19 protein-coding genes, 1 tRNA gene and 2 pseudogenes are annotated in these 20,009 nt (G+C 44.1%); 10 read left to right on the top strand and 12 right to left on the bottom strand.

Annotated elements, in window-relative coordinates:
- Positions 1-81 precede the first annotated feature (81 nt).
- Positions 82-261, top strand: a complete 180-nt coding sequence (locus AB7038_RS04495; protein ID WP_150974935.1) for a hypothetical protein — start codon at positions 82-84, stop codon at positions 259-261.
- Positions 262-436: 175 nt separating this feature from the next.
- Here the strand turns inward: AB7038_RS04495 and AB7038_RS04490 are convergent, their stop codons facing one another.
- Positions 437-784 carry a DUF4156 domain-containing protein gene (locus AB7038_RS04490; RefSeq protein WP_004234982.1) on the bottom strand — a complete coding sequence of 116 codons (348 nt, stop codon included), beginning with the start codon at positions 782-784 and terminating at the stop codon, positions 437-439.
- Between the two features lie 238 nt (positions 785-1,022).
- On the opposite strand from AB7038_RS04490, the gene AB7038_RS04485 reads away from it, so the two are divergent.
- From AB7038_RS04485 to AB7038_RS04470, 4 genes and pseudogenes are all read left to right on the top strand, one after another.
- Complete coding sequence (locus AB7038_RS04485; RefSeq protein ID WP_369452834.1) at positions 1,023-1,199, top strand: hypothetical protein; 177 nt, start codon at positions 1,023-1,025, stop codon at positions 1,197-1,199.
- Positions 1,154-1,267: pseudogene (locus tag AB7038_RS04480) on the top strand (hypothetical protein); the annotation flags it as partial. The gene AB7038_RS04485 and the pseudogene AB7038_RS04480, both read left to right, overlap by 46 nt.
- 158 nt (positions 1,268-1,425) lie before the next feature.
- Positions 1,426-2,781, top strand: a complete 1,356-nt coding sequence (locus tag AB7038_RS04475) for a hypothetical protein (protein ID WP_369452833.1) — start codon at positions 1,426-1,428, stop codon at positions 2,779-2,781.
- Between the two features lie 80 nt (positions 2,782-2,861).
- Positions 2,862-3,008, top strand: a pseudogene (locus AB7038_RS04470) (hypothetical protein); the annotation flags it as partial.
- 663 nt (positions 3,009-3,671) lie between these two features.
- Here the strand turns inward: AB7038_RS04470 and AB7038_RS04465 are convergent.
- From AB7038_RS04465 to AB7038_RS04440, 6 genes are all read right to left on the bottom strand, one after another.
- A complete protein-coding gene (locus tag AB7038_RS04465) occupies positions 3,672-5,042 on the bottom strand; it encodes a class-II fumarase/aspartase family protein (RefSeq protein ID WP_369452940.1) in 1,371 nt (456 codons plus the stop codon).
- 11 nt (positions 5,043-5,053) lie between these two features.
- Positions 5,054-6,610, bottom strand: a complete 1,557-nt coding sequence (locus AB7038_RS04460; RefSeq protein ID WP_369452832.1) for a PTS transporter subunit EIIC — start codon at positions 6,608-6,610, stop codon at positions 5,054-5,056.
- A gap of 272 nt (positions 6,611-6,882) precedes the next feature.
- Complete coding sequence (locus tag AB7038_RS04455) at positions 6,883-7,623, bottom strand: MurR/RpiR family transcriptional regulator (RefSeq protein WP_004234972.1); 741 nt, start codon at positions 7,621-7,623, stop codon at positions 6,883-6,885.
- Between the two features lie 160 nt (positions 7,624-7,783).
- Positions 7,784-9,430, bottom strand: coding sequence for a chaperonin GroEL (gene groL / locus AB7038_RS04450; protein WP_004234968.1), 1,647 nt, complete (start codon positions 9,428-9,430; stop codon positions 7,784-7,786).
- A 64-nt stretch (positions 9,431-9,494) separates the two neighbouring features.
- Complete coding sequence (locus AB7038_RS04445; protein ID WP_004240601.1) at positions 9,495-9,788, bottom strand: co-chaperone GroES; 294 nt, start codon at positions 9,786-9,788, stop codon at positions 9,495-9,497.
- Between the two features lie 172 nt (positions 9,789-9,960).
- The gene (locus AB7038_RS04440; protein WP_025154712.1) at positions 9,961-10,467 is read right to left on the bottom strand and encodes an FxsA family protein; all 507 of its coding nucleotides are present in this window, start codon (positions 10,465-10,467) and stop codon (positions 9,961-9,963) included.
- A 378-nt stretch (positions 10,468-10,845) separates the two neighbouring features.
- Here AB7038_RS04440 and aspA point away from each other — a divergent pair, with 378 nt between their 5' ends.
- The 5 genes from aspA to AB7038_RS04415 all read left to right on the top strand — a co-directional run bounded on the left by aspA (position 10,846) and on the right by AB7038_RS04415 (position 16,051).
- Positions 10,846-12,270, top strand: coding sequence for an aspartate ammonia-lyase (gene aspA / locus AB7038_RS04435; RefSeq protein WP_368889908.1), 1,425 nt, complete (start codon positions 10,846-10,848; stop codon positions 12,268-12,270).
- Positions 12,271-12,385: 115 nt separating this feature from the next.
- Positions 12,386-13,687, top strand: coding sequence for an anaerobic C4-dicarboxylate transporter (locus tag AB7038_RS04430; protein ID WP_072869134.1), 1,302 nt, complete (start codon positions 12,386-12,388; stop codon positions 13,685-13,687).
- 115 nt (positions 13,688-13,802) lie between these two features.
- Positions 13,803-14,375: a division control transcriptional repressor DicD gene (dicD, locus tag AB7038_RS04425; protein ID WP_024474445.1), complete on the top strand. Its 573-nt coding sequence runs from the start codon at positions 13,803-13,805 to the stop codon at positions 14,373-14,375.
- A gap of 127 nt (positions 14,376-14,502) precedes the next feature.
- Positions 14,503-14,578 (top strand) — tRNA-Phe (locus AB7038_RS04420).
- Between the two features lie 195 nt (positions 14,579-14,773).
- Positions 14,774-16,051: a tyrosine-type recombinase/integrase gene (locus tag AB7038_RS04415; protein WP_036424021.1), complete on the top strand. Its 1,278-nt coding sequence runs from the start codon at positions 14,774-14,776 to the stop codon at positions 16,049-16,051.
- A 160-nt stretch (positions 16,052-16,211) separates the two neighbouring features.
- On the opposite strand, the gene AB7038_RS04410 is transcribed toward AB7038_RS04415, so the two are convergent.
- The 5 genes from AB7038_RS04410 to AB7038_RS04385 form a co-directional block, all read right to left on the bottom strand.
- A protein-coding gene (locus AB7038_RS04410) for an IS3 family transposase (protein ID WP_194857069.1) occupies positions 16,212-17,299 on the bottom strand; the annotation gives its coding sequence in 2 pieces (ribosomal slippage) (positions 16,212-17,047 and positions 17,047-17,299; 1,089 coding nt in all).
- 367 nt (positions 17,300-17,666) lie between these two features.
- On the bottom strand, positions 17,667-17,891 hold the full coding sequence (locus tag AB7038_RS04405; protein ID WP_155251730.1) for a hypothetical protein: 225 nt from the start codon (positions 17,889-17,891) through the stop codon (positions 17,667-17,669).
- A 544-nt stretch (positions 17,892-18,435) separates the two neighbouring features.
- Entirely contained in the window at positions 18,436-18,636 is a 201-nt protein-coding gene (locus tag AB7038_RS04395) for a hypothetical protein (RefSeq protein ID WP_036424023.1), read from the bottom strand.
- A 182-nt stretch (positions 18,637-18,818) separates the two neighbouring features.
- Positions 18,819-19,148, bottom strand: a complete 330-nt coding sequence (locus tag AB7038_RS04390; RefSeq protein WP_051456215.1) for a helix-turn-helix domain-containing protein — start codon at positions 19,146-19,148, stop codon at positions 18,819-18,821.
- A 261-nt stretch (positions 19,149-19,409) separates the two neighbouring features.
- Positions 19,410-19,928: an OmpA family protein gene (locus AB7038_RS04385; RefSeq protein ID WP_051456216.1), complete on the bottom strand. Its 519-nt coding sequence runs from the start codon at positions 19,926-19,928 to the stop codon at positions 19,410-19,412.
- Positions 19,929-20,009 lie beyond the last annotated feature (81 nt).

Below are 20,009 nucleotides of genomic sequence, written 5' to 3'. Positions count from 1 at the left end.
TGATTACGGAGTCTGCGCCAGCGGCGGGTAAAAACAGAAAGTCGCTGTGAACACATCCCTGTGCGCTCAGGCTCGCCATCCATGGCTCGCATGCTTTCTGTTTTCTTTACCCGCCGCCCACGCTTTTCGCATCTGAATAAGAAAACCACCGTTCATGCTGACGGTGGTTTTTCTTTATCCCATCAAAACATTTCGCTAAATCATTTCGTTCAGAGCAAGGCGGCAAGTGAAGAGGCACGGGGAGCATACATCAGTATGTGACCCGGGCCGCTGAGCGCAGCCAACGCCGCTATGGACGGAAGAATGACGCGAATTCGTTAAATCATTTCGTCCAGAGCCAGGCGGCAAGCGAAGAGGCACGGGGAGCATACATCAGTATGTGACCCGGGCCGCTGAGCGCAGCCAACGCCGCTATGGACGGAAGGATGACGCGAAATTACGGGCACTTAAAGACCTGACCAGTCAGCTTGCTATCCACCGGAATCAGGCTGGACACAATGGCTGACTCTGCCGGGCTGCCGAGACCATAAATCACATTACCGCCCATTGCAGCGGCTTTGTTACGCAGGTCATTTGCCGCACCGCGCATGGAGCTGCTTTCGTTACCGACGCCGGTCATCCAGTTGCTCTGTACACCGGTAACTTCACCTAATTTCTGACATTCTGCCGGTGGCTGCTCTTCGGAAAAGCGGACCTGTGATCCGGCGGAGCTCAGTTCGTTCGTGGTCGTACAGCCTGCCAGTAATAACAGTGCCAGAGCACCGGGTAACATTTTAATCCGCATAGTTTTCCTCATTCACGGTTGGAAAAAAATTTATACAGCTAATTTAACCACTTTGTGGCAGCGACTTCAAAAACTAATCGCTGAAAACCACCTGCGGATCGCAATCAGCCGCAAATTATGCATAAAAAAACCGGCGTCCTGAATTTCCTCAGAGTGCCGGTTTATTTTTTCCTGTGTCAGCCCGGTAATATACGCTATACCGTATATCCCTGTTTTATACTCTACAGCGTATATAAACGTGGCTAAGATGATTATCACTACCCTTACAGCGCGGGCGCGTAATGCAAATGACGCTCAGGAAATTGATATGGTGCATGACACCGTGGTGGCTGAATTCCGGCACACGATGGAATATTTTGACGGCATGATGTTTATGACAAGCCGCATAACGGGCCTATCGGATCAGTTCGTCTGACCTTTAACGGTCAGCGGTCTCGATTTGATAACTACAGCAAACCTCGCTTCGAAGAGTATTTGCCCTGAAGCCAGAGTAACCCGGTTTATTTCAATTTTCTATCTCAGATTGCTCACATTTCTTACTCTGCATATTTACCATCTGAAAATCTATGATTTAATAGTATTTCAAGATTGATTTGCCATTATAATGTTTTCACTATTTTCAAATTAATTAAGGAGTTATCGTGAAAGAGGATATTTTTTTTGAGCGTTGTGGCAATGGGCAAGGGGATACCTTGAATATATTCATTCATGGCTACTCTGCTGCGTCAACAGAAAGTGATAGAGATAAGCTAAAAAATTATATAACTAAAGCAAATTCACGTGATTCTAATGTCTTTGCTTTTTGGCCGAGTGGTTCCATGCTCGATAATTTTTGTAACGTAGACCTTTTAGGAGCCGCCCTAAAACCAAATCCCTACCTTTTTGTCGTGAATGCCATAGCATCTCAAATTGGTGGATTTAAAGCAATTGAACAAAGTATAAATAACTTAAAATATAAATTTTACGTTTTATTGAGTCGTTTTTTAAAGAAAAATGGCACAAAATACGCGACCATAAATATATACTCTCATTCTCTTGGTGTTAGGCTAGTTATTGATTCCATTCTAGCAATGGGTGATGAATTTAAAGATTTAAATATAAACAACTTAGTATTCATGGCGGGCGCAAGAAATTTAAACAATATAGAATGTAAGAAATTATTAACAGTGACATCTGGAAATATATACAACATTCACTCAGATACCGATCTCGTTTTAAAAATAAAACCCGACCTTGAAAAATGCATAGGCTCTCATCCTATTGTTGTAGAAGAAGAACTAAATGACAGGATAATAAACAGACCCTTTCACTCACTAGGCCACCTGGATTATTGGGATAATTTGCATGGAATAATTAAGCATTTAGACTTTAATAACGAATCAAGAAAAGAGATCATGGTCATTAGCAATGATACACCAATTGAATTTTCTTTGAAAGATGAAGCTCTCTATAATGTAATATATTATTCATCAAAAAATGAAAGAGAGGTAATATCAAAACTATTAAACAAAAGAAATAAATCATTTTCGGATAGCGAAGTTGACACCCAGGCTTTAACAAATGAAATACAGTTGATGGGAGGGGATTCCATCGTTAACATAATCAGAGGGAATGGTGTCAAATACGATGAAATATTGCGAGACATTTCCTATGAGATTGGAATAAAGAACATAAAGGAGAGCAGATACTTTGAAATAGAAAGCATGATACTTGATGTAATGATGAACAATTTCAAAAAGGAAGTATTAACAAACGGAATTAATAAGAATAAGTGCGAAAAAATAATTAATGCCATTGATACTTATCTGAATGAAAATAATAATGATTCTATCGATGTGAACGTCTTCATTGATATTTATGACGTAACAGATAGTTTTAGAACTGTCCATTTTACCGGACCTGCAACTCAGGTATTGATTCCAATAGTTATTTTAATAAAGATCCTTAGAGGTCGCATTATTAAAAATAATGACTTTTTGATTGATTTTGTAGGATAATTTCTTGACCTCGTCGAAGTACAACAACTCCTGACCAGTCAAGCTCGTGAGGAAAATACCTGTAAATGAGGCCTATTACGAAAAATGTTAGCATAAAGGGGGCGGCAGAAATCCCCCAGAGCAAACAGCGTAACGGGCCTATAGAAACTGCACGTCTGACCTTCAACGGTCAATGGTCGCGATTTGATAATTACTCAGGGCCCTCTGTACGAAGAATATTAATATAGAGAGCCAGTTAGCTCTTTCCCTCTATATTAATATTCTTCAGATTGCATTGGCTTTAATCCTAATTGAATAGGAGCACCTCGTATAAAATTGATAAACCCTTGAGTTAAAGTAACACCTTGAGATGCTCGTTTAGCCAATTCCATTAGAATCAAAGTATTTAGTTTTACATTCAAATCTGACATATTAAGGTAACTGTAATCTGGAAACACACAGTAATTAATAGTATATTAAGAAAGTATGCCTTTCCATTTTATAGAAAAATTCATCATCACTATTTTTTGGAGTTAACATAAAAGAATAAATATCATAAATTTTTATATAGGGACACGCTAGCTAACCAACGAAATTAACAGCCCCATTGAAGATATAAGTAATTACAATTATATTTTTATTTATTTTCTATCATTTTATCTAATCATCAAACCTAAATAACCCGTTTATTCTACTAATGGCTTTGAGCTATCACAATAAACGCAGAGTTGTTCCTATTCCTTACATACTTACATAATAAATTATTAAATCCAATATCCATTTACATGTGGATTAAAAAAACCGGCATTCTGAGTTTTATCAGAATGCCGGTCTGTTTTCCCGGTATTAAGCAATACCGGTCACCGGAGGTAGCAGAACGCCGAGCCGTTCATTTCGTCAGTACGGTTTAATTATTTATAATATTTTTTGATTTCACTGGCGGTGACTACACCCCGTTTCGCTTCTTTTTCGGCGATTTCGACGGACAGACCAATATACGCACGCGGATCTAACATTGCTTTGATTTCTTCATTGCTGAAAGCGGCGGTAATGGTGTCGTTTTTCGTCAGGTTTGTGTAGAAATCCTCACCATCCGCAGCGGTTTTGATCGCTTCCTCATACAGTAATGAGTGAGCTTTATCTTTACCCAGCTTTTCCGCCATTTTCATCATGACGTATTCAGTGTTATCCAGCCCTTTGTTTCTCATGACGTTGTGCAGCATTCTCTCTTCATGAGGCACGATGGTTCTGGTGAGCTCTTCTGTTCTCAGCAGCACTTCAGTGGTCAGTTCGAGTGCTTCTTCGATCAGTCCGTCGAATAACATATAAGAGCTGCTGTCGCCCTCATACGGTCTGACAGCGGAATACATACCGACACCCGGCAGTGAATACAGCTTCTGAGAGTTTGCGATAATCCCTTTGGCAAGTTTCGGGTTAATCTTGTGCGGCATGGTGCTGCTGCCCACGGTACCCCTGGTAAAGCCCTCGGAGACTTCTGCGATCTCTTCCAGCGTGGTGCTGTAAACTTCCTCACCGATTTTGTGGCAAATATTCGCCATCAGCGCCAGGTTCGCCATATACTCCAGTTTATGCGTACTCAGGTTGCGGGACGGCACTTCCATCGCATGCATGCCGGTCAGTTCAGCAACCCGCTTCTGGACTTCCAGACCGATACCCGGCATGGTGTTAAATGCCCCGACCGCACCGCCCATCATGATAGTGAATACACGCTTTTCACACTCTTTCATGCGCTGGCTGCAATCGATAAAATCGCTGATCCACACCGCCACTTTATAGCCGTAAGTGATAGGAATGGCATGACGGCCGTGTGTCCTGCCCGGCATTACCATGTGTTTGGTTTTTTCTGCGAGACGCGATAAATTTTCGAGGATCTCGCTTAACAGCAACATAAATTTATTATGGACTGTCTTCATCATATACAGCTGCGAACTCTGCTGAATATTCTGGGTGGTAATACCGTAATGGATATATTTACCACTCTCTTCAGAACAGGCGTTCACTAATACTTTTAAGAACGGCACGAAGCCATGACCGATTTTCTGATAAATACGGCTCATCTCTTCGAAATCGATATTCTCAATAACCGCTTTTTCTTTAATTTCATCGGCAGCAGACCGGGGAATAAACCCCAGTTCTGCCTGCGCCTGAGCTAACACTGATTCAAACATCAGCCAGGTTGTGTATTTGGCTTCATCTGACAGCAGCGCTTTTATGCCGCGGTCATCGATGGTTTTACTTTTAGAATCATATAAAGCTCTCATCATATATCCTTTTATTTCTTCATTGCTTCATCAACAGCGTTGCGGACAAATTCAACCTTCGGCCCGTAAACAACATGGACGTGGTTTGCCGATGGAAAGAAGAATGCAGTACATCCTGATTCCGACATTAACTCTTTATCAATCTTATTCACTTCTGCAATATCAATACGCATACGGGTGATACAGTTATCGACGTTGCGGATATTTTGTTTTCCGCCCAGCGCTTCGATAAGAATTTCCGCGATTTCGCCATAACGTTTTTCTTTAATTAACGTGTTTTTCAGGTTGCTGGATTCTTCACGGCCAGGGGTTTTAATATCAAACCGCAGAATTGCCCAGCGGAAGATAAAGAACGTCACCACCGCCAGTCCGGTACCAATGAGCACCAGGAATATCCAGTTAGTGCGCTCGTACAGCAGACCGAAAATCGTGAAATCGAAGATCGTTCCGCGGATATAACCAATTGCCACGCCTGCAAATGACAGCAATACTGCACCAATCCCGACGATGATGGCATAAATTAAATACAGCAGCGGTGCGATAAACACGAAGGTAAATTCAAGCGGTTCCGTAACGTTACCGAGCATAGCGGTCAGTACCATCGTCACCAGCATCGATTTCACTTCCGCACGGTTCTCTGCCTTCGAGGTTTTATAGATAGCTAACGCGATGGCCGGGAACAGGAACAGCGTGACCAGCATTTGCTGTTGTGCCATAAAGCGCGTCAGGCTTGGCATCATCGCCCAGTATTCCGTTCCCGGTCCCTGTTTGAACAATACTTCGGTTAAGGCAGGAACGACACCGACAAAGGTTTGTCCGTCAATCACATAAGTACCGCCCGCTTCGGTAAATCTGAACAGTACGTTCCAGACGTGGTGCAGACCGAACGGAATAAACAGACGCTCACCGCCTGCCGTAAAGAACGGGCCAACGGGACTCAGGAAGACAGCAGAAAGCTTCATCAGCCCCTGTACCAGCACTTCCCAGATAAACGGCAGTGTCGCACCGACGGCGATCATCAGACCCACCATGATGATGGAAACGGACTTTTTACCGGAGAAGAAAGCAAAGGCGGTCGGCAACTCCAGGTTATAGAACTTATCCGTTGCCCACGCGGCAATTAAACCGGTGATGATCCCCCCGGCGGCACTGATATTTAAGGTTTGGATACCTAACACCTTAATTTGCCCCACCTGCCCCATAACAGCCGGATCAGCCAGTTTGCCGGTGAGTACCAGCCAGATATTCATGGTGATAATCAGTGACAAATAGCCCACCACGGAGGCAAAGACCGCGATCCCCTTATCACGCCGGCTCATCCCGTAGGCAACCCCCATGGCAAAGAGCAGCGGAATGTTGTCAAAAATAACACCGGCAATAGAACGGATGCTGACAAGCAGTGCGTTAACCGTTTCATTTCCGAGGAAAGGGAACCGGGCGATCATGTAAGTCTGCACTAATGCACCACTGATACCCAGAATCATACCTATCGGAGCCAGAACCCCGATGGGCAGGAGCAGTGTCCGGCCAAAGCGCTGGATCGACTCCCCGAATTTTCTTTTAGCCATAGTGTTTCCTTGCGACGAAGAATATTGACATTACCCGGAATACTAGCACTGCGTTTTTTAAATGAAATGATGGTTCGGTTTTAAATATTATCTCAGGTCTTACATTATGACCCGGGTCATTTTAAGGCGATAATGATTTAAAAATCAGGATGATAATAATTTTTAAGATGTTCTGTTAATGATTTTCTGAACAAAAATTATTTTAAAAACAGCAGGAATTATTGAACAAAAAGCATTCAATTCAACTTAAGCTAAATAATGAGCGCATTTATTTACAGCAAACTTTCCAGCTCATTAATTAATAAATCCACCAGGATAAAAAATCCTGTTCTGGACTTTGAGTCATCCCGTTTGGTGTCATAACTGTCAGAGAAGCAAAAGAGTGTGTTATTTGCGTATGTGGTCAGTTCATTAGTGTGGAAGGCGGTCATACTGATGATATGGGCATCTTTCAGCTGAACGATTTTTGCGGTTTCAATGATCTTTTTGGTTCCGCCGGAGAGAGAGATAAAAATCACGGTGTCATCTTTGCTGACAAGGCGGGTAAAGGAGTCAGAAAGGTTATAATCATTAATAAAAAAGCAGTGCAGCCCCAGCGAAAATAATAAATGCTCCAGATAATAGCCGACCGCCTTGCTGGTTCCCCGTGCCACCAGAAAGATATTCCGAGAACCGCGCAATGTTTTTGCACAATCGCGGATCTGATCTTCATTAATCAGTGTGAAGGTCTTATGGATATTATTCTCGAGCTGTTTTTTATAGGATGCCGGTGCTTTTTTCTCTGCTTTATTTTGTGAGAGGATATGATTGTTAATCTGAAATTTAAGTTCTTTAAATCCGCTGAAACCTAATTTCTGCGATAAATTGATAATCACCGTTTTGGACACAAACGTTTTGGCGACTAATTCATTAATATTTAACCAGGGGATATCGGCAATATTTTCGGTAAGATATTTTAATACTTTCTTCTCACTGACGGTTAAGTTGTCGTAATTCTTCAGAAAATCCAGCATATCCGCACTCCCCCATTTCAGCAGCGATATCTTTCAATAGTACCTCATAATGATGATAAACAGTGGGATATTATGAAAGACAAACCGGACACACAAAAAAAGCCCGTAACCAATCAGGCTACGGGCTTTTTCAGCAAACAATTGCAGTCAGACTACATGATTACATCATGCCGCCCATACCGCCCATGCCGCCCATACCACCGGCTGCACCTAAATCCATTTTGTCGTCTTTAGGCAGTTCAGTGATCATCGCTTCAGTGGTGATCATCAGACCCGCGATAGAACCGGCGAACTGCAGAGCAGAACGGGTTACTTTAGTCGGATCCAGGATACCCATTGCGATCATATCGCCGTATTCTTCGGTTGCTGCGTTGTAACCGTAGTTACCTTTGCCGCCTTTCACGGTGTTAACAACAACAGATGGTTCTTCACCTGCGTTTTCAACGATCTGACGCATAGGTGCTTCCATTGCGCGCAACGCAACACGGATACCCACGTTCTGATCTTCGTTATCACCGGTCAGTGCAGTCAGTGCAGCCGCAACGCGGACTAATGCAGTACCGCCGCCGGCAACCACACCTTCTTCAACGGCTGCGCGGGTTGCGTGCAGAGCATCGTCAACACGGGCGCGTTTTTCTTTCATTTCAACTTCAGTTGCCGCACCGACTTTGATGACAGCAACACCGCCTGCCAGTTTCGCTACGCGCTCCTGCAGTTTTTCACGGTCATAATCTGAGGTTGAATCTTCGATCTGCTGACGGATCTGACCAACGCGTGCTGCGATAGTCTCTTCATCACCCACACCATCAATGATAGTAGTGGTATCTTTGTTGATAACGATACGTTTTGCCTGACCCAGGTCTTCCAGAGTCGCTTTTTCCAGCTCCATACCGATCTCTTCAGAGATAACAGTACCGTTGGTCAGGGTTGCGATATCCTGCAGCATCGCTTTACGACGGTCTCCGAAGCCCGGTGCTTTCACCGCAGCCACTTTAACGATACCGCGCATGGTGTTAACCACCAGTGTTGCCAGTGCTTCACCTTCAACATCTTCTGCGATGATCATCAGCGGTTTGCTTGCTTTTGCAACGCCTTCCAGAACCGGCAGCAGTTCACGGATGTTGGAGATTTTTTTGTCGACCAGCAGGATGTACGGGTTTTCTAATTCAACAGAACCGGTTTCCGGTTTGTTGATGAAATACGGGGAGAGGTAACCGCGGTCGAACTGCATACCTTCAACAACATCCAGTTCGTCTTCCAGGCCGGTGCCTTCTTCAACAGTGATAACGCCTTCTTTGCCGACTTTATCCATTGCTTCTGCAATCAGTTTACCGACGGTTTCATCGGAGTTTGCAGAGATAGTACCTACCTGCGCGATTGCAGTGGTATCAGAACATGGTGCAGACAGTTTTTTCAGTTCTTCAACGGCTGCAACAACGGCTTTATCGATACCGCGTTTCAGATCCATCGGGTTCATGCCCGCAGCAACGGCTTTCAGGCCTTCAGTGATGATAGACTGAGCCAGTACGGTTGCAGTGGTGGTACCGTCGCCCGCAGCATCGTTCGCTTTGGAGGCAACTTCTTTCACCATTTGTGCACCCATGTTTTCGAACTTGTCGTCCAGCTCGATTTCACGCGCAACAGACACACCATCTTTCGTGATAACCGGTGCGCCGAATGATTTGTCTAACACAACGTTACGGCCTTTCGGACCTAAAGTAACTTTTACTGCGTCTGCCAGAACATTGACACCACGGAGCATTTTAACACGGGCGTCGTTACCGAATTTTACGTCTTTAGCTGCCATTATTTCTATTCCTTCGAATGCTTTTATGGTTTAAGAAGATCTGAGTACAACCAGTACGGTGTAATTATGCTTCGACAATCGCCAGGATGTCGCTTTCAGACATAATCAGCACTTCTTCATTATCAATTTTTTCAGCTTTTACGCCGTAACCATCATTGAAAATCACGATATCACCGACTTTAACGTCGAGTGGTTTCATTTCGCCGTTTTCCAGGATGCGACCGTTACCTACTGCCAGCACTTCACCACGGGTCGATTTACCTGCCGCTGTACCGGTCAGGACGATCCCGCCCGCTGATTTCGCTTCAACTTCTTTACGCTTAACAATAACACGGTCGTGCAAAGGACGAATTTTCATTGATAGATCTCCTGTAAAAAAATCCGTATCAAATAACGTGGATTAAAGGTTCAGGCCGGATACTAATACCATTGCCATGTTTGAGCAGATGGGGTCAGTTCCGGACAAGTTCAAGGGGGCAGAGACGAAAAAAATACGAAATTTCACGGTCTCTGTCCAAACTGTTCAGATATCAGGGTTTATCCTGCGGATTATCATCATTGTGCGATGCCGGTGACTGGTTGAGCCGCTGAGATGGTGTGTCACCCCGGCGCTCAAACTCCCCTTCATAGACATTCCCCTGGTTTGCCGCGTTACCGGCGAACGGGTTCGTCCGCGGCTGATACACACGGATAAACGGCAGCACACGGGACACCAGCAGTTTCTGTACCGGCGGCAGCAGCAGCAACAGCCCTAAGAAATCGGTGAAAAAGCCCGGCAGGACCAGCAGGATCCCGGCCAGCACCAGAGAGACGCTTTTGATCATCTCTGCCGCAGGGCTCTCACCCGCCTGAATTTTCTGCTGAATCAGGCTCAGATTACGCATTCCCTGATTGCGCACCAGAGATACACCGAGACAGGATGTCAGCACCACCAGCACCAGTGTCATAAACACACCGATGGCGGATGCCACGTGAACAAAAATAACCGCCTCAATATAGATCAGCAGACAAATGAGGATAAGGGGTAACCAACGCATAACGTCTTCCTTATGTGGTGCACTGTGATGTAAAAAACCGCCCCTTTGTCAGCCTTTGTGAACTACTTCTAAGAGACGCGCTGTAAATTCGATTTTTAGTCATAGATGTTCATAATGATGGGGTCATTTCAGACGTTTTCAAGCGCAGCTTGTGCCGGAATCGCACATGATATTTGTGATTTATCGCACATAAGAGTGATAATAGTGCAAACATTTCAGTTAATAAGTGATCTGGCTAAAAGGATTCAACGCAAATACAGAATATCATCACTGAGAATGCAATAAACTAAGTGATACTCACTATTAATATCGGACAAAATAATATAATTGCGGCCTTCACTATTAGTGAAGACAACCATTCAATCAAAGAAGGTTCTCATGTCAAATAATTTTCGTATCGAAGAAGACCTGCTGGGTAAACGCGAAGTACCGGACGATGTGTATTATGGTGTCCATACACTGCGGGCTATCGAAAATTTCTATATCAGCGACCGTACAATCAATGATGTCCCGGAATTTATCCGTGGCATGGTGATGGTGAAAAAAGCCGCTGCCATGGCGAATAAAGAACTGCACACCATTCCGCGTGCGATTGCGGATACCATTATCAAAGCCTGCGATGAAGTCCTGATCCACGGTAAATGTATGGATCAGTTCCCTGTGGATGTTTTCCAGGGTGGTGCCGGCACTTCACTGAATATGAACACAAACGAAGTACTGGCAAATATCGGCCTGGAACTGATGGGCCACAAAAAAGGGGAATATGAGTTCCTCAACCCGAATGATCACCTGAACAAAGCCCAGTCCACCAACGATGCTTACCCGACCGGCTTCCGTATCGCCGTCTACAATTCAATTACCCTGCTGATTAAATCTGTTGAGTATCTGAAAGGTACCTTTGATGCCAAATCCGATGAATTCAAAGATATCCTGAAAATGGGCCGTACCCAGTTACAGGATGCGGTTCCGATGACATTAGGCCAGGAATTCCACGCCTTTGCCATCCTGATGAAAGAAGAAATCAGAAATCTGCATCACACCGCTCAGCTGGTGCTGGAAGTTAACCTTGGTGCCACCGCGATTGGTACCGGGCTGAACACCGCACCGGGCTATCAGAAACTGGCGGTGGAAAAACTGGCGGAAGTGACCGGCCTGCCGTGTGTACCGGCAGAAGACCTGATCGAAGCAACGTCTGACTGCGGTGCTTACGTGATGCTGCACAGTGCGCTGAAACGCCTGGCTATGAAGCTCTCCAAAATCTGTAATGACCTGCGTCTGCTCTCTTCCGGTCCGCGTGCGGGTCTCAAAGAGATCAATCTGCCGGAAATGCAGGCGGGTTCTTCTATTATGCCGGCAAAAGTGAACCCGGTGATTCCGGAAGTGGTAAACCAGGCGTGTTTCAAAGTTATCGGTAACGATGTATGTGTTACCATGGCGGCTGAAGCGGGTCAGCTACAACTGAACGTGATGGAACCGGCTATCGGTCAGGCCATGTTTGAATCTATCTCTCTGCTGAGCAACGCCTGCCGTAACCTGGGCGAAAAATGCGTTTCCGGTATTACCGCCAACAAAGAAATTTGTGAAGCGTATGTGTTCAACTCTATCGGTATCGTTACTTACCTGAACCCGTTCATCGGTCACCATAACGGGGATATCGTCGGTAAAATTTGTGCGGAAACCGGCAAGAGTGTGCGCGAAGTGGTTCTGGAGCGCGGTCTGCTGACTGAAGCTGAGCTGGATGATATTTTCTCGATTGAGAACTTAAAAAATCCGGCCTATAAAGCAAAACGCTTTGATGACTAATATAATAATAAGAAATACATAGAACACAAAAGCACGTCATCGCAAGGTAACGTGCTTTTTTATTACCCTACTACAAAAATTTAACATTTTTCTACGGGATTTTACAGGAGCACTTATGCTAGCCATCGAATTTATTATCGTACTGCTGGCCATTTATCTCGGGGCGCGCCTCGGAGGGATAGGTATCGGTTTTGCCGGCGGGCTGGGGGTTCTTGCCCTTGCCGCCATCGGCGTGAAACCGGGCAGTATTCCGTTCGACGTTATCTCCATTATAATGGCTGTTATCGCTGCAATCTCTGCCATGCAGGTCGCGGGCGGGCTGGATTATCTGGTTCAGCAGACTGAAAAACTGCTGCGCCGTAATCCGCGCTATATCACCATCCTCGCCCCGATCGTTACCTATTTTCTGACACTGTTTGCCGGAACCGGTAATATTTCACTGGCTACCCTGCCGGTGATCACCGAAGTTGCCAAAGAGCAGGGGATTAAACCTTCCCGTCCGCTTTCCACCGCTGTTGTGGCGGCGCAGATCGGGATCACTGCATCACCGATTTCAGCGGCGGTGGTGTATATGTCATCGGTCATGGAGCCGATGGGCGTCAGTTACCTGCATCTGCTGATGATCCTGCTGCCATCCACCTTTGTCGCGATCATCCTGATGTCCTTTATTGTCTCCTGGCTGTTTGATGACAAACTTGCTGATGACCCGGTCTTTAAGAAACGCCTTGCCGAAGGTGTGGTGGAACTGAACCGCAGTGAAAAAGCCGCCATCAAACCGGCTGCCAAACTGTCTGTTCTCCTGTTCCTGCTCGGTGTTCTGTCTGTTGTGGTCTTTGCGGTTGTCAACAGTAAGAGTGTCGGGCTGCTGTCTGAGCCGATTATGACAACCACCAACGCCATTCTGATTATCATGCTCAGTGTTGCGACACTTATCACCCTGATTTGTAAGGTGGAAACCGATACTATCCTGAACTCCAGTACCTTTAAAGCCGGGATGAGTGCCTGTATCTGTATCCTGGGTGTTGCGTGGCTGGGTGATACATTCGTTCAGGCTAACCTGGACTGGATCAAACTGACCGCCGGTGATTTAATCACTCAGCATCCGTGGCTGCTGGCGGTTATTTTCTTCTTCTGTTCTGCCCTGCTCTATTCACAGGCCGCCACCGCCAAAGCGCTGATGCCGATGGCGCTGGCGCTGGGTGTCACACCACTGACTGCCATTGCCTCTTTCTCTGCGGTTTCCGGCCTGTTTATCCTGCCGACCTACCCGACACTGGTCGCGGCGGTTCAGATGGATGACACCGGCACCACCCGCATCGGCAAACTGGTCTTCAACCACCCGTTCTTTATCCCGGGCACCATTGGTGTTGCCCTGTCGGTCTGCTTCGGCTTCCTGATCGGCAGTGTCGTTCTGTAATTCCCTGCTCTGACAATCCGCCCCCCCGGGGCGGATTTTATTTTCCTGCGTCTCTCGCCTTTCATCAGCACTCACGTTATTCTGGATTATATGCCTTTATCAGGGAGAACCTGCTGTGCAACGTGAAGACGTCCTCAATCAGGCACTGAGTCTGCTGGAAAACCACGGCCTTCTGATGTCTGAAGCCACCCTCAACGATAACCTGGACATTGATCCCGAACGCCTGCGGATTTTCTGGCCGACCCGTAATGACCTGCTTTACGACTGCCTGCGTTACCACGGTAATCAGATTGATATCTGGCAGCGCCGCGTTCTGCTGGATGAGTCTCTGTCCTGTGAAGATAAACTGCTTGCCCGTTACACGGCACTGGCGGAACGTGTCCGCGAAAACCGTTTTCCGGGATGCCTGTTTATTGCGGCCAGCAGCGCATTTCCTGATGCGGATCATCCGATCCATCAGTTATCCCGCCAGCAGAAACAAAGTGCCTTTGCATTCACTACAGAGCTGCTCAGAGAGTTGGATATTGATGACTGTGATATGGTGGCCCGTCAGCTGGAACTGATTCTGGAAGGATGCCTGAGCAAACTGCTGATATCCCGCAGCACCGATGATATCGCCACCGCCCGGCGGCTGGCAGAAGATGTGCTGACTATCGCCCGCTGCCGTAAAAACGGCGCGCTCAGCTGATTTATTCACCACATGCATAAATTGCGCCCGCATTCTGCATAAAAAGAGCACACTCACACTTTTTTTATGGTTTTTTGACAGAAAGGCATTGACGCAAACCACGGAATACGGTTTAATGCGCCCCGTTGCCCGGATAGCTCAGTCGGTAGAGCAGGGGATTGAAAATCCCCGTGTCCTTGGTTCGATTCCGAGTCCGGGCACCAAATTCATGTCAACGGACCTCTACGGAGGTCCGTTTTCGTTTGTAAAGCCCGCCAGATATCAACTTCTCCATAGTTCTTCATTCAACCCAACTCAACTAAATTCTACCCGCATCAAGTCGCTTGCGCGGGTACAAATGAGGGTATACCCTGATTCGACAGGAATTTGTACCCTCTCGTATTCCGGAGACCCCTTTTATGGCACTTACTGACGCTAAGATTCGGGCTGCAAAACCGCAAGAAAAACCCTATAAACTTGCTGATTCCGGCAACATGTTTTTACTTGTTCATCCCAACGGCTCACGTTACTGGCGACTCCGTTACCGCTTTCAGGGAAAAGAAAAAACATTAGCTCTGGGAATTTATCCTGAATTATCCCTTTCTGACGCACGTGATAAAAGAGACAGCGCACGTAAGCAGATTGCTGAGGGTATCGACCCTTGTGAACAGAAACGGATAAAGAAAGCTTTACCAGACGCTTCACAAAGCTTTGAAGCCATTGCCGGACTTTGGCATAAAAGCAACAAAACCTGGTCAGAATCCCACAGGGAAAAAACATGGAAAAGCCTTCAAACACATGTTTTCCCTTACATTGGTTCACGGGATATTACATCACTGAAAACACCTGATTTACTTATTCCGGTTAAAGCTGCTGAAGCAAAAGAGATTTATGAAGTAGCAGCCCGTCTTCAACAGCGAATCTCCGCTATCATGCGATATGCCGCCCAGTCCGGGATCATTGATTATAATCCCGCTACCGATATGGCGGGGGCGCTGGCCACAGTTAAACGGCAGCACAGACCTGCATTGCCACTGAGTCGGATATCTGAGTTACTGGAACGTCTTGATACTTACCGGGGACAAATCATGACCAGACTGGCTACACAGCTTTCTTTGCTGATATTTATCCGCTCCAGTGAATTTCGCTTTGCCCGCTGGCCCGAGATAGATTTTGAAAAAGCCATGTGGACTATCCCTTCGGAACGGAAACCAATTAAAGGTGTAAAATTCTCTCATCGTGGCTCAAAAATGCGTACAGAGCATCTGGTGCCACTCTCTACTCAGGCGCTGGATATTCTGCGAGTGATCCACACTATCAGCGGTGAACATGAATTGATCTTCACAGGTGATCACAACCCCTGGAAACCGATGAGTGAAAATACAGTAAATAATGCATTACGACTTATGGGATACGATACGAAAATTGATGTTTGTGGTCACGGCTTCAGAGCTATGGCATGCAGTTCATTGATAGAATCAGGATTATGGTCAAGAGATGCTGTAGAACGCCAGATGAGTCACCAGGAACGTAATGGCGTACGTGCAGCTTATATTCACAAAGCGGAGTTTCTTGAAGAACGCAGGCTGATGCTGCAATGGTGGGCTGATTTTCTGGATGCTAACAGAGAACAAATTATTTCACCTTTTGATTATGCAAAAGTTAATAACCCTATGGATATCAACAGGCAGAATTAATTCATCTTGTGTATATAGATTTATATCATACAATGAGCATGATACTCCATGAAAAAAGATCTAAGTCAGACCAGATTGAGACATCGATTGAGTATATCAATAAAAATATACTTCGATGGGGTGGTAATCCCCCCATTTTTAACGGAGGTAATAAGTAGAATCAGGCCATACGCTGAATATGCTGCATCGGTGTGTAGCCATTCAACGCCATATTGGGTCGTTCGTGATTATAAAACCATTGCCATCCGGTCGCATAGTTTTGTAATTCATCCAGTGATGTAAACAGGTGTTGCCCCAGCCAGTCATAACGCACTGTCCGGTTATATCGTTCAATATAAGCATTCTGCTGAGGTTTACCTGGTTGTATAAATCGAAGCATTATATTCTGCTGAGCCGCCCATGATATCAGTATGTTACCTGTATATTCCGGTCCGTTATCACACCGAATGGCTGCGGGTTTTCCCTTCCATTCAATGAGTTGCTCCAGTGTTCTGACTACCCGACTTGCTGGCAGAGAAAAATCTACCTCTATGGCCAGTGCCTCACGATTAAAATCATCGATAACATTCAGTAAACGGACAGAGCGACCATCTGATAGCTGATCGTGCATAAAATCCATTGACCAGCATTCATTGCTGCTTTCAGGTACTCTCAGTGGTTCCGGTTTATCCCGCTTCAGTCGTTTTTTGGGCCTGATGCGCATGTTCAGCGACAACTCGCAGTAAATCCGGTACACCCTTTTGTGGTTGAACCGCAGACCTTTAACATTGCGCAGGTACAAGAAACACAGGCCAAATCCCCAGTTGCGTTGACTGTCAGTAATGCGGAGCAACCAGTCGGCAATGACCTGATTTTCTTCATTCAGTTTAGGCTGATAACGATAGCAACTTTCGCTGACAGCAAACAGCTGGCAGGCAAAACGTATACTGACGTTTCGGCTTCTGACTACATCCTGCGCCATCTGCTTCCGGCATGATGGCTTTACCACTTTTTTGCCATTGCCTCCTGAATGATCTCGGCTTTGAGGCGTTCTTCGGCATACATCTTTTTAAGGCGGCGGTTTTCATCTTCCAGCTCTTTGAGGCGGGCCATCATAGAAGCATCCATTCCGCCATAGCGTGAACGCCATTTATAGAAACTGGCATTGCTCATGCCGTACTCGCGGCACAGTTCAGCTACCGGTGTTCCGGCCTCTGCTTGTTTCAGGATAGACATGATCTGACTGTCGGTAAAACGTGCTTTCTTCATAGAATTCTCCCCGGTTCAGATTACGAGAAAATTCTACTTATGAACACACCGGTTTTTCGGGGGGATTACCGGGTAACCATGCTCAGTATTTGAATGGATAAATGAAAATGATGCAGTGGTATGCAAATTACATGGATGAGTTGGAGGGAAGCTTGGATAATGTTTTTAATGTAAATTTTAATTAATGACTAATAGACATCTTCATGCCTAGGCATGAAGATGTCTATTAAAGTGTGGTTTATTTTTTTATACACATAAAATAGGTAAGGTATCTAAGCTGCATGGTTCGAGATCTCTGAAAGTGAATCAGACGCTTAATTGGGATACTTACATCTCGGTTAAGATTCAGATTATGAGAAAATTCTATTTATGAACACTTCCATTTTCCGATGGGATTACCAATCCCGCTCAAGCATACAGGGCATAAGATAACAGTATCTTTCGCAATAATTTTTGCATGCCGAATAGCTCTATATTCGCCTAGATAATATCCGATATATTCAATACCTTTGACCTGTTGTAATTTTTTGCATATTTTTTTGTGTAAAACGGATTTGATACCATCATCTGACCGCGCTAAAAAATAATCCATAGACCCCTCTGAATAATATTTGACAGCTTTTCTAATGTTAATGATACCTTATAAGAATATATAGAAAGTAAATAATTAAGCCGAGTAGATACTAAAAAAATGAAAAATACGAGGTTGAAATCCCAGGGGTTTTATAAGGATGCGCATCCACAATAAGCTGGTATATGTAACCCCTGTACTCGTCGAGAAGTGAGACCGCTGCCGGATGTGACGTATATTTTACCGGTTCACACTGGGCACGCAGGTAGCGCTTTACCATATTGCAGGAAATCCTCGGTTTCCAGTTGCTCATTCCCGGCTTGTTCAGGATTTTAATTTCCATATGTATCTCAAACATGATTATAAGCTCCCCTGTATTCAGAGGAGCAGATTAACCCCCAGAGCAGTTTTTACCCTTTGAGTTGCATCAGTTTTACGGGTCTTCCGCAACTTGAGTGGAAGAAAAAAATGAAACTTTTCAGTTAACAGGAATCTAAGCTATTTTAAGTTATGGATAACAAGATGCCCTCCAAATGCAGCCATGAAACGCTCCGTTTTGCATTTTTTATTCTAAATAATAAGTGATATTTTTAAACTCTGCAATACCCCGACATTCAAGAAAAGTTGAAATATTAATTTTCGTTTGCTCTATGGGGTCAACATCAGCTGTTTTGATAAAAGAAATACCAAAAACAAATGACATAACCATCAGAAAAATGATAGTAATGATTTTAGCAATCAGAAAAATTGTTGATTTATATTTCATTTCATCTCACTATTAAATTAATCTATAACATAGGTTATCTCCCTGTTTAACCTCATCATCAATCCCTATATGTCAATTATATTTACAGTATGTATTTAGCTTAATTAAACATCCTGTGCGAATATAAATTCACTGTAATTTAATTACATGCTGGATTTATTGGTAATTAAAAAAACACTACTTCATGATGATGATAAATGTTGTTTGCTTTTTTTATTTTCATAGACTTCAGGATCTAACAATAACCGTAATATATCCATAAATTTCCATATACTCATTCCCAACGCTTCTGAAAACATCTGTAACTGTCCCAGTGTCATTTCACTTTCAGCCCGCTCGTAACGTGAAATCTGCTGTTGACTTAGTCCTACATAAAAAGCTAATTCCTCACCACTCAATCCTTTTTCTATCCGTATCTTACGAATTAATATTCCGACACACTCCTGCAGTGTCAGCCCTGAATTCTCAATATATCTTATTGGATATAATTTTTTATTTATCTTCATTTTCATTATAAACCATTATGAATAGAATAACTATCTTTAATACAATTAAATTATTTAAGATATGTAATAAATTTCTTTATAAGAAATTTTTATTTATATTTAATCATGGTTACTTACTCTTAGATCTTATACTAAATGTTATATCAATAATTATCTACTAAAATCATACCCTCTTGTATAATTATATAGATAACTAATATTAATAAACTTTAAATTAGACTAATAATAAAGGTCTAACAGAATTAATTCTGTTAGACTTTATATTAGTCAGCGTTTTGCACCTGAAATACGTACTACAACTCTACGATCTGGTTGTAGACAATCAATTAACTGAGCCATATTATTATAATTTTGGCAGTTTATAGCTAATTTGCTTTCTCCGCGACCAACGGCCGTTATAGATGTATTGATACCTTTAGATTGCAAATAATATTTTACGGTTTCAGCACGCTTTTGAGATAAACTTTGATTATAAGCCTCTGAGCCTAGTCGATCCGTATAACCTTCAACTACAATATTATCAATTTTGGTATAACTATTAATCAATTGTGCAACCAAACTATTGAGTTGTTCATGACCAGAAGGTTGAATATTTTCAAACTTGGCTCCATCAAAGCTAAATAATGTATCTACTTTCAAATTGACTATTTCTTGTACTGATTCTACCTCTGAGCTTTTTGGTGGACACCATCTGTGATCGACGTCATGGAAGTCAGCACAGGCGGTCAGCATAAGTATTACTCCAATGATACCGGTAATTCGTAGGAACTTAAAAAAATATCTCATCTGTACAAATCCTTATCTATACGAAACGGTACTGGTTATACAGCAGTAAAATATAGCCATTTTATAGCTGGGTTTTACAGC

This window comes from Morganella morganii (genome assembly GCF_041099235.1).
Classification (GTDB): Bacteria; Pseudomonadota; Gammaproteobacteria; order Enterobacterales; family Enterobacteriaceae; genus Morganella; species Morganella morganii_E.
Note: the sequence above shows the minus strand (reverse complement) of the source record. Positions and strands in the feature narration are given on the sequence as shown.

What these genes read in the sequence shown, in the direction of transcription:
- AB7038_RS04495 (WP_150974935.1), top strand. Translation starts at nt 82, where the DNA reads ATGGCTCGCATGCTTTCTGTTTTCTTTACCCGCCGCCCACGCTTTTCG.
- AB7038_RS04490 (WP_004234982.1), bottom strand. Translation starts at nt 784, where the DNA reads ATGCGGATTAAAATGTTACCCGGTGCTCTGGCACTGTTATTACTGGCA.
- AB7038_RS04465 (WP_369452940.1), bottom strand. Translation starts at nt 5,042, where the DNA reads ATGAGAGCTTTATATGATTCTAAAAGTAAAACCATCGATGACCGCGGC.
- AB7038_RS04460 (WP_369452832.1), bottom strand. Translation starts at nt 6,610, where the DNA reads ATGGCTAAAAGAAAATTCGGGGAGTCGATCCAGCGCTTTGGCCGGACA.
- AB7038_RS04455 (WP_004234972.1), bottom strand. Translation starts at nt 7,623, where the DNA reads ATGCTGGATTTTCTGAAGAATTACGACAACTTAACCGTCAGTGAGAAG.
- groL (WP_004234968.1), bottom strand. Translation starts at nt 9,430, where the DNA reads ATGGCAGCTAAAGACGTAAAATTCGGTAACGACGCCCGTGTTAAAATG.
- AB7038_RS04445 (WP_004240601.1), bottom strand. Translation starts at nt 9,788, where the DNA reads ATGAAAATTCGTCCTTTGCACGACCGTGTTATTGTTAAGCGTAAAGAA.
- AB7038_RS04440 (WP_025154712.1), bottom strand. Translation starts at nt 10,467, where the DNA reads ATGCGTTGGTTACCCCTTATCCTCATTTGTCTGCTGATCTATATTGAG.
- aspA (WP_368889908.1), top strand. Translation starts at nt 10,846, where the DNA reads ATGTCAAATAATTTTCGTATCGAAGAAGACCTGCTGGGTAAACGCGAA.
- AB7038_RS04430 (WP_072869134.1), top strand. Translation starts at nt 12,386, where the DNA reads ATGCTAGCCATCGAATTTATTATCGTACTGCTGGCCATTTATCTCGGG.
- AB7038_RS04415 (WP_036424021.1), top strand. Translation starts at nt 14,774, where the DNA reads ATGGCACTTACTGACGCTAAGATTCGGGCTGCAAAACCGCAAGAAAAA.
- AB7038_RS04405 (WP_155251730.1), bottom strand. Translation starts at nt 17,891, where the DNA reads ATGGATTATTTTTTAGCGCGGTCAGATGATGGTATCAAATCCGTTTTA.
- AB7038_RS04395 (WP_036424023.1), bottom strand. Translation starts at nt 18,636, where the DNA reads ATGAAATATAAATCAACAATTTTTCTGATTGCTAAAATCATTACTATC.
- AB7038_RS04390 (WP_051456215.1), bottom strand. Translation starts at nt 19,148, where the DNA reads ATGAAAATGAAGATAAATAAAAAATTATATCCAATAAGATATATTGAG.
- AB7038_RS04385 (WP_051456216.1), bottom strand. Translation starts at nt 19,928, where the DNA reads ATGAGATATTTTTTTAAGTTCCTACGAATTACCGGTATCATTGGAGTA.